We start from the raw sequence: 10,291 nt of genomic DNA, 5'->3' as shown, positions 1-10,291 counted from the left end.
TGGTCGAGCAGCTTGCGGAACATCTCGACGCCCGTGCAGGTCGTCTTGGTGGTCGGACGGATGCCGACGATCTCCAGCTCCTCGCCGACCTTGACGACGCCGCGCTCGACGCGGCCGGTCACAACCGTGCCGCGGCCCGAGATCGAGAACACGTCCTCGATCGGCATCAGGAACGGCTTGTCGAGCGGACGAACCGGCGTCGGAATGTAGGCATCGACCGCAGCCATCAGTTCGCGGATGGCGTCCTCGCCGATCTTCTTGTCGCTGTCTTCAAGTGCGGCAAGCGCCGAACCCTTGACGATCGGAATGTCGTCGCCGGGGAACTCGTTCTTGGTCAGAAGCTCACGCACCTCGAGCTCGACCAGCTCGAGCAGCTCGGCGTCGTCGACCTGGTCGACCTTGTTCAAGAACACCACGATCGAGGGCACGCCGACCTGGCGGGCGAGCAGGATGTGCTCGCGGGTCTGCGGCATCGGGCCGTCGGCGGCCGACACCACCAGGATCGCGCCGTCCATCTGCGCGGCACCGGTGATCATGTTCTTCACATAGTCGGCGTGGCCGGGGCAGTCGACATGGGCATAGTGGCGGTTGGCGGTCTCGTATTCGACGTGCGCCGTCGAAATGGTGATGCCGCGCGCCTTCTCTTCGGGCGCCGCATCGATCTGGTCGTAGCGCTTGTATTCGCCAAAATACTTGGTGATCGCCGCCGTCAGCGACGTCTTGCCATGGTCGACGTGACCAATCGTGCCAATGTTCACATGAGGCTTAGTGCGCTCGAATTTACCTTTTGCCATAGTCTCTTTCCTTGGACGGCCTGGGGACGGCCTGGACCTTCAGTTCAGTCGAATGCGGGGCGATTAGCGACTAAGGCCGAAAAACACAAGTGTCTTGTCGCCGAGCGCGCTCGCCCGGCCCGAACGCATGATCCGGTTTCGGAGAATGTGGCGCGGATATGGGAACGAACAAGGGCAAATGGAATGGTTACGGCGGCGGCTGACGGCTTTGACGGATTTACAGCCGGATCTGGCCCATTGCCGCCCTGGCGCCGGTCTGATTTCGTGGGCCGATGCATTTCATCCCGACTGCCATACGAGGCCCGCTGTTCATGGTCGTTTCGACCGGGTCCTACATCGTCAACGACACGATGATGAAACTCGCAACCGCGGGACTGCCGCCCTATGAGGTGCTGTTCCTGCGCGGCGCTGCGGCAACATTGTGGGGCATTCCGCTGCTGTTCATGCTGGGCTACGGCAAGCAGATCCCGCTGATCCTAGACGCCAAGGTTTTGCGCAGGAACCTGCTCGAACTGGGTGCGATCCTTTGCTACGTGGTGGCGCTCGCCAACATGCAGATCGCCGATTCGACCGCGCTCGGACAGATCACGCCCTTGCTGATGCTGGTCGGCTCCTCGATGCTGTTTGGCGAACGGATCGGCGGGGTGCGCCTAGCGCTGATCGGGCTCGGCTTTATCGGCGCAGTGATGGTGGCACAACCGACGATGCAGGGGATTTCGGTCTACGCCCTGCTGGCGCTAGGCAATGCCGCCCTGTCCGCGGCGCGCGATCTGGCCGGACGCAAGGTCGCCGCCGACGTGCCGGGGATGATCGTCGCTATTTCCGCGGTGATTGTGGTGCTAACCGGCGCCGGCGTTGCGCATCTGGTTTCCGAGCAGTGGGTGGTGCCTGAAATCCGTCACCTGCTGCTGATGGGCGGCGCCGGATTGTTCCTGATCTTCGGCCACTTCTTTATCTTCATGGCCTATCGCGTCGGGCCGACCAGCGTGGTGGCGCCGTTCTACTATTGCTTTACCGTCTGGGCGGTGATTTCAGGCCTGGTGGTTTTCCGGCAGCTCCCGAATGCGCTGGCCATCTGCGGCCTCCTGCTGGTGGTGGCCAGCGGGTTGACCATCGTCTCGCTCGACGAGCGCAAGCGCCGGTTGACCGTCGTCGCTTGAAACTGAAATCGGCCTGCACAATAGGAGGAGCGCGTGGCAAGCCCGGATGACAACCAGAATTCACGCAACCGCAGGCTTATCGGAAAGTGCCTGTGCGGCGCCGTTCAGTACGCGGTGGCGGACGCGTTCATCTATGCCGCGAACTGCCACTGCTCGAACTGTCGGCGCACCACCGGCTCGGCGTTCAAGCCATTCGCCGGCATCGAACGCGACAGGCTGAGCCTGACCAAGGGCGAGGACAATCTCATGATCTTCGGCGACGAAACCGGCCATGACGCGCACTGCCGGACTTGCGGCTCGTTGCTCTATTCCGTGGTCCGCGACGGTGCCTTCGTGCATGTCGCCATGGGAACCCTCGTCGACGAGCCGACCATCCGCCCGACGCAGCACATCTTCGTCGGCTCGAAGGCGAAGTGGTTCACGATCACCGACGATCTGCCGCAATACAGAGAACACGCGGTCGCCGGAGATGCCGGCGAATAGCTGACCGTTAGAAAACGCTCAACCAAATTATCGTTTCGTTTTCGCGTCGGCCGCCAACGAAACTATACTGTGCTCCGTCACTGAACTTATGTCGCGGGGATTTCTGTGGCGTTGCCGCCCGACTGGTTGCCCAATGTTGCGATGAGGCGCGTCATTTGCCATTGGACGGCCGGCTCGCATTCGGCCGGCGATACCGACAGGGATGCGTATCACATACTGGTCGAGGGGAATGGCCGCCTGGTCAGGGGCCGGCCTTCGATCGCGCTCAATTCGAGCCGGGTAAAACCGGGATATGCCGCGCACACGCTCAACTGCAACGGCGGCTCGATCGGGGTTTCGCTCTGCTGCATGGCCGGGGCGGAGGAAAGGCCGTTCGATGCCGGCCGCTATCCGATGACCAGGGCGCAGTGGGACGCGATGACCACGGTTGTCGCCGAACTCTGCAAATATTACCGCATCAAGGTCACGCCCAAAACGGTGCTGTCGCACGCCGAGGTCGAAAGCAATCTCGGCATCGAGCAGCGCGGAAAATGGGATTTCACCCGGCTGCCCTTCGATCCGACGATCAGCGGCGCAAGCGCCTGCGGCGACCGGCTGCGCCGCGACGTGACGGCGGCAATGGGCGCGATGCCAAATCTGCCGGTGAGGAACGGGCGCGATGCCGCATGGCAGCGACTGCTCGAGGAATTATGGCCGATCATGGTGGGAGGGCTGGAAGCCGGCCTCAACACGCTGATCCGCGAAATCCTCAAAAGGATCAGATAGGCGGTCGGCATTCGGATGAATGCCGACGCAATTGCCGAGCGGCTTCTACAGAGCCCGCCTGCCGCTGAACTGGTGATAGGCCCACAGGACAACCACGGCACCGACCACGGCTACGATCAGGCTATAGATGTTGAGCCCGGTAACGCCCGACGCGCCAAAGGCGCTGAAGATGAGCCCGCCGACGATGGCACCGACAATCCCGAGCACGATGTCGAGCACAAGGCCTTGCCCGCTTTTATTGACGATCTTGCTGCCTATGAAGCCGGCGATGACGCCGAGAATAATCCAGCTTAATATTGACATTTTTCCTCTCCGTTCCCCGCACCCGATTACTTCCACATTATTAAGCAAAGCTCAAGCCAACTTGAAAATCATGATTACGGAAAGCTCAAACCGGCTTGAAATTCGCCATGGATGCGTCATTGTTGGAGACGGACGGGCAATTTGACATGGAGATCCACAATGGGACTGTTTGACAATGCCGTTCCCGGCGGCAACGTCGCCAAGCCGCTGATGATCGCGCTCGGCGCACTGTTGGTGGGAAAAATGCTGAGCGGTGGAAGTTCCGCCCAGCCGGAGGCAGCGCAGAGCCCTGCCCCCGTCCCGCCTGATACAACCGCATCCGCCGACGGCGGACTGCTTGGCGGTCTGGGCGGCCTGCTCGACAAACTGAAGGACGCCGGCCACGGCAACGTTGCCAATTCGTGGGTCGGTACCGGTCAGAACCAGCCGATCAACCCCAGCGATCTGGGCAGTGCTCTCGGGCCACAAATCATTCAGGAGATCGCGCAAAGGACGGGCCTGAACCAGCAGGATCTGCTCAAGCAATTGTCCGCGGCCTTGCCCGGGCTTGTCGACCAGCTGACGCCGAACGGGCAAGTGCCGCAGCAGAACCAGCTCGCGTCCATATTCAGCAAATTCGCGAGCTGACGCCTGTCGCCCAACGCCGCCTGCGGTTCGGGACAACGATAACACAGATTAAGATGCGCGTCCGTCTGGACGCGCAACGAATACTTTGAACTATCGGCAAAGCGCTTCGCTTGGGGCTGCCTGCTTCGGCATCGTGCGCGAGGTGCGCTGCGGCTGCGGGAAATCTGGAGCGGGTAGCGGGAATCGAACCCGCATATTCAGCTTGGAAGGCTGCTGCTCTACCACTGAGCTATACCCGCGCCTTTCAGTCAAGCATCGGATCCGCTCCGACGCTCGCTCTGCGTTTCAGGGCTTCCGGGCCGGCAGTGGTGGAGAGGGTTGGATTTGAACCAACGTAGGCATAGCCAACGGATTTACAGTCCGTCCCCTTTAACCACTCGGGCACCTCTCCAGTCTGCCGCCAGAGCCATGCAACGAGGCATCGACGCGTCGCGGCTGCCAAAGCAGCCCTTCCGCGAAGCGCCTTATGGCGGCAGCGCCCAAAACTGTCAACCGCAACAGCCCGGCAAAAAGCGCTGAATCTCACGCCTCGCCCGACAAGCAGCTTCTGCGGCTGTATCCATGACCGGACGACACGGCTATAGAAGCCGGCCATGAGCAACGATAACAAATCCAAGACCCCTAAAGACACCCACTACGCCAAGCTGCGCCGCGCGCATCGCGACGAGAAGAGCGGCGGCGCGCCAGCGTTCAGGCCGCGCCAGCCGGTGCCGCCCGGCGAGAACCCGGCGGATGGGCTGGTGCGGCTCTACGGGCTGCACACGGTGCGGGCCGCACTCGACAATCCGCGCCGCAAAATCAAGAAGATGCTGGTGACGCGCAACGCTGCCGAGCGACTGGCAATCGCCGATCTCGGCGCTTTGCCCTTCAAGGCGGAACTGGTCGAACCAAGGGACATCGACAAGGTCACCGGCTCCGATGCCGTGCACCAGGGCGTGCTGATCGAGGCCGAGCCGCTGAAACCGAAACGCCTCGATGCGCTCGGCGACACCAGGCTGGTGCTGGTGCTCGACCAGATCACCGATCCGCACAATGTCGGCGCGATCCTGCGCTCGGCGGTCGCCTTCGGCGCCGGCGCACTGATCACCACGGCGCGCCACAGCCCGCAGGAATCCGGCGTGCTGGCAAAGTCGGCTTCCGGCGCGCTCGAACACATCGATCAGATCGAGGTGAAGAACCTCGCCGATGCGCTGGAGCAGCTGCACGAGGCCGGATTCCAGACGATCGGCCTGGATTCAGACGGGCCGGCGGAGCTCGAAACGAGCTTTGCCGGAGAAAAGATCGCGTTGGTACTTGGCGCCGAGGGCAAAGGCCTGCGCCAGAAAACGCGCGAGACGGTGACGACGCTGGCCCGGCTCGACATGCCCGGCGCCATCCGCTCGCTCAACGTGTCGAATGCCGCGGCGGTGGCGCTTTATGCGGCGAGGAAATTTTTGAAAGAGTGAATGGTGAATGGTGAATGGTGAATGGTGAATGGTGAATGGTGAGACTGTGCGTAAGTCGTGACCAATTTACTACCAACTACTCACCTATCTGCAACTGACTACCTATTCACTATTCACTATTCACTATTCACCCACTTCACATCCCGCCATTCGCTCCAGCGCCTTGACCAGCGCCGAATGATCCTCCTTTGACCCGCCATTCGCCGCGCACGAGTTGAACAATTGCTGCGTCGTTGAAGTGTTGGGCAGGGCGACGCCGAGCGCTTTCGCGCCTTCAAGGGCGAGATTCAGGTCCTTCTGGTGGAGTTCGATGCGGAAGCCGGGCGCGAAAGTGCGCTTGATCATACGCTCGCCATGCACTTCCAGGATGCGCGAGTTTGCGAGCCCGCCCAGCAGCGCCTGCCTGACCTTGGCCGGGTCGGCGCCGGCTTTCGATGCAAAAACCAGCGCTTCGGCGACGGCCTCGATGGTCAGCGCGACGACGATCTGATTGGCGACCTTGGTGATCTGGCCGACGCCGTTGGGTCCGACCAAAGTGATGTTCTTGCCTATCTTCTCGAAGATAGGCCTGGCGCGTTCGAAGGCTGTTTCCTCGCCGCCGACCATGATGGTCAGCGACGCCGCCTTGGCGCCGACCTCGCCGCCCGACACCGGCGCATCGAGATAGTCGCAGCCGACATCGTTGATCTTTTTTGCGAATTCCTTGGTCTCGATCGGCGAGATCGAGCTCATGTCGATGATCAGCTTGCCTCTTGTCAGCCCGGACGCGACGCCGTTTTCGCCGAACAGCACATCGGCCACCTGCGGCGTGTCGGGAACCATGGTGATGACAATGTCCGCCGTTTTCGCGACGGCGCTGTGGCCAGAGACGGTCTTCAGACCCTTGGCGACGAGATCGGCCGGCGGCTTCGAGCGATGATTGCTGGCGACGACGGTGTAGCCCGCATCGAGCAGATGCCCCGCCATCGGCGCACCCATGATGCCGAGGCCGATAAAGCCGATGGTGTCCATTGTTGTTCTCCGCTTCTTGTTAAGGCGGCGATGCGTAGCGTCTATGCCGCCGCCTGCCCGGCCAACTCCCGAAACCACCCCAGTCCGGCTTCCGTTCCGCCCTTCGGCTTGTATTCCGCCCCAACCCAACCGGAATAGCCGATGCGGTCGATGTGGCTGTACAGGAAGGGAAAATTGATCTCGCCCGTCCCCGGCTCATGACGGCCGGGATTGTCCGCAAGCTGGATATGCGCGATGCGGTCGAGGTTTGCCTCGATGGTACGGGCGAGATCCCCCTCCATGATCTGCATGTGATAGATGTCGTATTGAAGGAACAGGTTCTTCGAGCCGACGCGGTCGATCAGCGCCAGGGCCTGATCCGAGTAATTCAGGAAGAAGCCCGGAATGTCGCGGGTGTTGATCGGCTCGATCAGCAGCCTGATGCCGGCCTGCTCCAGCTTTTCCGCCGCGAAAGCCAGGTTTTCGGCAAACACGTCTTCCAGCACGGAGCGATCGACGCCCTGCGGCGCGATGCCGGCGAGGCAATTGACCTGCTCGCAGCCGAGCGCGTGCGCATAGGTGACGACCTTGGCAATGCCTTGCCGGAACTCCGGGATGCGGTCCGGCAGGATCGCAATGCCGCGCTCGCCCTTGGCCCAGTCGCCGGCAGGCAGGTTGAACAGGACCTGCGTCAACCCGTTCTTCTTCAACCTGGCCGCGACGACATCCGGCGCATGGTCATAGGGACCGATATACTCGACGCCCTTGAAGCCCGCGCGGGCAGCGGCATCGAAGCGGTCGAGAAAGTCATGCTCGCCAAAGAGCATCGAAAGATTGGCTGAAAACCGTGGCATGGCAGTAGTTCCTCATATGCGGCTTAATCGAGCATGACGATCGCCGTGGGGGCATCTTCATGGCGCTCGGCAAGCTCCTCGAATTCGGTGATCTTGTCGATTTCGGTGCCCATTGAAACATTGGTGACGCGCTCGAGGATGAATTCGAGCACCACCGGAACCTGGTGCTGGTTCATCAGGCGCTTTGCCTCTTCGAAGGCACCGGCGAATTCCTCCGGCCTGCGCACCCGGACTGCCTTGCAGCCCATCGCCTCGGCAACCGCGACGTGATCGACGCCATAGCCAGCTTCGGCATCGCCCTGTCGATTGACGTTCTCGAAGGCCAGGCTGACTTCGAAATCCATCGAAAACCCGCGCTGCGCCTGGCGGATCAGCCCGAGATAGGCGTTGTTCACCACGACATGGATGTAGGGCAATCTGTGCTGTGCGCCGGCCGCCAGTTCCTCGATCATGAACTGGAAATCATAGTCGCCGGACAATGCCACAATTGTGCGGTCCGGATCGGCGGCGCGAACGCCGAGCGCTGCCGGCAATGTCCAGCCGAGCGGTCCGGCCTGGCCGCAATTGATCCAGTTGCGCGGCTTGTAGACATGCAGGAATTGCGCCCCGGCGATCTGCGACAGGCCGATCGTGGTGACATAGGTGGTGTCGCGGCCGAACGCCTTGTTCATCTCCTCGTAGACGCGCTGCGGCTTCAGCGGCACCTGGTCGAAGTGGGTCTTGCGCTTCATCGTCTTCTTGCGCTGCCGGCATTCGCCGGCCCAGCCCGACCAGTCGCGCAATTTTCCGGCCGTCCTCCACTCGGTGGCGACGTCGAGCAGCATCTTAAGCGCTGCACCGGCATCCGAGACGACGCCAAGGTCCGGTGCGAAGACGCGGCCGATCTGCGTCGGCTCGATATCGACGTGGATGAACTTCTTGCCCTTGGTGTAGACATCGACCGAACCGGTGTGGCGGTTGGCCCAGCGGTTGCCGATGCCGAAAACGAGATCGGCCTCGAGCATCGTCGCATTGCCGTAGCGATGCGAGGTCTGCAGTCCGCACATGCCGGCCATCAGGCGGTGGTCGTCGGGGATCGCGCCCCAGCCCATCAGCGTCGGAATGACAGGCACACCAGTGACTTCGGCGAATTCTATCAACAGGTCCGACGCATCGGCGTTGATAATGCCGCCGCCAGCGACGATCACGGGCTTTTCCGCCGCGTCGAGCATCTTCAGCGCCTTCTCCGCCTGAGCGCGCGACATTGCCGGCTTGAACGGCACCAGCGGCTCGTAGGCATCGATGTCGAACTCGATCTCCGCCAGTTGCACATCGACCGGCAGGTCGACCAGCACCGGCCCCGGCCGCGACGAGCGCATCAGATGGAACGCCTTCTGCAGCGCCATCGGCACCAGATAAGGTTCCATGACGGTGACCGCCCATTTGGCCACGGGTGCGGCGATGGCCGCGATATCGACGGCCTGAAAATCCTCCTTGTTGAGACGCGCCCGCGGCGCCTGCCCGGTGATGCAGAGGATGGGGATAGAATCGGCGGCGGCCGAATAGAGGCCGGTGATCATGTCGGTGCCGGCCGGACCCGAAGTGCCGATGCACAGACCGATATTGCCCGATCTGGCGCGGGTAAACCCTTCCGCCATATGCGAGGCCGCCTCGACGTGCCGCGCAAGGATGTGGCGGATGGTGCCCCTCGCCTTCAGCGCCGAATAGAGCGGGTTGATCGCAGCACCCGGCACGCCGAAGGCACACGAGATGCCTTCCTTTTCGAGAACGAGAACCGCTGCGTCGACTGCGCGCATCTTGGCCATGTCAGCCTCCACGGAATTGTTGATGGCTGATGATGCCAGTGCGTCGATTATTTTTCAATTTTTTCAGAATATTTTTTCATTTCTAGGGAACGGCTCTTGCTGCTTGAATTGATTGGCCTTTCTGTTTTCCATAAATTAGCTTCGCCGGCGGATGAAAAACTTTTTCATTGCTTGTTGGGCGAACAGAGCGGAGAATGGCCTGATGGAAACCACCGAAAAACGTCAGCGCGGCCGGCCGCGCGCTTTCAACGGGCCGTCCGAGGCCGCCTCGGTGCAGTCGCTGGACCGGGCGCTGCGCATCCTGGCAATCGTCGCCGATGGCAGCGGCCTGTCGTTGAGCGAGATCGCCGCCGGTTCCGGCCTGCCGGCATCCACCGCCTACCGCATGCTGACGACGCTGGAGAACCATGGCATGGTCGAGTTCGAAGGCACCGACCAGCTGTGGTCGATCGGCGTCGAGACCTATCGCATGGGCGCAGCGTTCCTGCGCCGCCGCAAGCTGGTCGACCGCGCCCGTATCGTCATGCAGGAATTGATGGAGAAGACCGGCGAGACCGCCAATCTCGGCGTCGCCGAGGACGATTGCGTGGTCTTCGTCAGCCAGGTCGAGACGCACCAGGCGATCCGCGCCTTCTTCCGGCCGGGCACGCGAAGTTCCTTTCATGCCTCGGGCATCGGCAAGGCGGTGCTGGCGCATCTCGAGCCGGAGCGCGTTGCCACCATACTGCGCCAGGCCGGGCTGGAGCGCTTCACCGAAAACACGTTGTCCGACATCTCGGCGCTCGCCCGCGATCTGGTGACGATCAAGCTGCGCGGCTGGTCGGTCGATGACGAGGAGCGGCATCCAGGTATGCGCTGTGTCGCCGCCGCCATCTTCAACGAATTCGGCGAACCGATCGGCGGCGTCTCGGTCTCCGGGCCGACGGTACGGGTCACACCGGAGCGGCTGGCCGAAATCGGCCCGCTGGTGCGCGATGCAGCAGCGCAGGTGACTAGGATGATCGGCGGCCTGCCGACCCCTCCCGGCCTTGGCAGCGAACCGAGCGCATGGCAGCGCTGACCAGC

11 protein-coding genes and 2 tRNA genes are annotated in these 10,291 nt (G+C 62.2%); 6 read left to right on the top strand and 7 right to left on the bottom strand.

What is annotated here, in order from left to right; genetic code table 11:
• Positions 1-794: elongation factor Tu (locus tag NKI63_RS08005; RefSeq protein WP_352820966.1), on the bottom strand; the 794-nt coding region annotated here is incomplete at its 3' end.
• 272 nt (positions 795-1,066) lie between these two features.
• On the opposite strand from NKI63_RS08005, the gene NKI63_RS08000 reads away from it, so the two are divergent.
• The 3 genes from NKI63_RS08000 (at position 1,067) to NKI63_RS07990 (ending at position 3,202) form a co-directional block, all read left to right on the top strand.
• Positions 1,067-1,954: a DMT family transporter gene (locus NKI63_RS08000; protein ID WP_352820963.1), complete on the top strand. Its 888-nt coding sequence runs from the start codon at positions 1,067-1,069 to the stop codon at positions 1,952-1,954.
• Between the two features lie 33 nt (positions 1,955-1,987).
• Positions 1,988-2,437 (top strand): GFA family protein, encoded by a 450-nt coding sequence (locus NKI63_RS07995; RefSeq protein ID WP_352702318.1) that lies wholly within the window; start codon positions 1,988-1,990, stop codon positions 2,435-2,437.
• A 105-nt stretch (positions 2,438-2,542) separates the two neighbouring features.
• Positions 2,543-3,202: an N-acetylmuramoyl-L-alanine amidase gene (locus NKI63_RS07990; RefSeq protein ID WP_031213130.1), complete on the top strand. Its 660-nt coding sequence runs from the start codon at positions 2,543-2,545 to the stop codon at positions 3,200-3,202.
• 45 nt (positions 3,203-3,247) lie between these two features.
• Here the strand turns inward: NKI63_RS07990 and NKI63_RS07985 are convergent, their stop codons facing one another.
• Entirely contained in the window at positions 3,248-3,505 is a 258-nt protein-coding gene (locus NKI63_RS07985) for a GlsB/YeaQ/YmgE family stress response membrane protein (protein WP_023680431.1), read from the bottom strand.
• Between the two features lie 159 nt (positions 3,506-3,664).
• On the opposite strand from NKI63_RS07985, the gene NKI63_RS07980 reads away from it, so the two are divergent.
• On the top strand, positions 3,665-4,132 hold the full coding sequence (locus NKI63_RS07980) for a YidB family protein (protein ID WP_023680430.1): 468 nt from the start codon (positions 3,665-3,667) through the stop codon (positions 4,130-4,132).
• 165 nt (positions 4,133-4,297) lie between these two features.
• Here NKI63_RS07980 and NKI63_RS07975 read toward each other — a convergent pair.
• Together NKI63_RS07975 and NKI63_RS07970 are read right to left on the bottom strand one after the other, a co-directional pair.
• Positions 4,298-4,371: transfer RNA gene (locus tag NKI63_RS07975), tRNA-Gly, on the bottom strand.
• A gap of 67 nt (positions 4,372-4,438) precedes the next feature.
• Positions 4,439-4,523: transfer RNA gene (locus NKI63_RS07970), tRNA-Tyr, on the bottom strand.
• Between the two features lie 202 nt (positions 4,524-4,725).
• On the opposite strand from NKI63_RS07970, the gene NKI63_RS07965 reads away from it, so the two are divergent.
• Positions 4,726-5,577, top strand: coding sequence for a TrmH family RNA methyltransferase (locus NKI63_RS07965; protein WP_352689935.1), 852 nt, complete (start codon positions 4,726-4,728; stop codon positions 5,575-5,577).
• Between the two features lie 123 nt (positions 5,578-5,700).
• Here the strand turns inward: NKI63_RS07965 and NKI63_RS07960 are convergent, their stop codons facing one another.
• Genes NKI63_RS07960 through gcl form a run of 3 tightly spaced genes read right to left on the bottom strand, consistent with a single transcriptional unit; the run spans position 5,701 to position 9,226 of the window.
• Positions 5,701-6,633, bottom strand: coding sequence for a 2-hydroxy-3-oxopropionate reductase (locus NKI63_RS07960; protein ID WP_352689938.1), 933 nt, complete (start codon positions 6,631-6,633; stop codon positions 5,701-5,703).
• Positions 6,630-7,421 (bottom strand): hydroxypyruvate isomerase, encoded by a 792-nt coding sequence (gene hyi, locus NKI63_RS07955; protein WP_352509818.1) that lies wholly within the window; start codon positions 7,419-7,421, stop codon positions 6,630-6,632. Before hyi ends, NKI63_RS07960 begins: the two co-directional genes overlap by 4 nt.
• 23 nt (positions 7,422-7,444) lie before the next feature.
• Positions 7,445-9,226, bottom strand: coding sequence for a glyoxylate carboligase (gene gcl, locus NKI63_RS07950; RefSeq protein WP_352509819.1), 1,782 nt, complete (start codon positions 9,224-9,226; stop codon positions 7,445-7,447).
• 202 nt (positions 9,227-9,428) lie between these two features.
• Between gcl and bhcR the strand changes: the two genes are divergently transcribed.
• A complete protein-coding gene (gene bhcR / locus NKI63_RS07945; protein ID WP_352509820.1) occupies positions 9,429-10,286 on the top strand; it encodes an HTH-type transcriptional regulator BhcR in 858 nt (285 codons plus the stop codon).
• Positions 10,287-10,291 lie beyond the last annotated feature (5 nt).

This window comes from Mesorhizobium sp. M0410 (assembly GCF_040321435.1).
Classification (GTDB): Bacteria; Pseudomonadota; Alphaproteobacteria; order Rhizobiales; family Rhizobiaceae; genus Mesorhizobium.
Note: the sequence above shows the minus strand (reverse complement) of the source record. Positions and strands in the feature narration are given on the sequence as shown.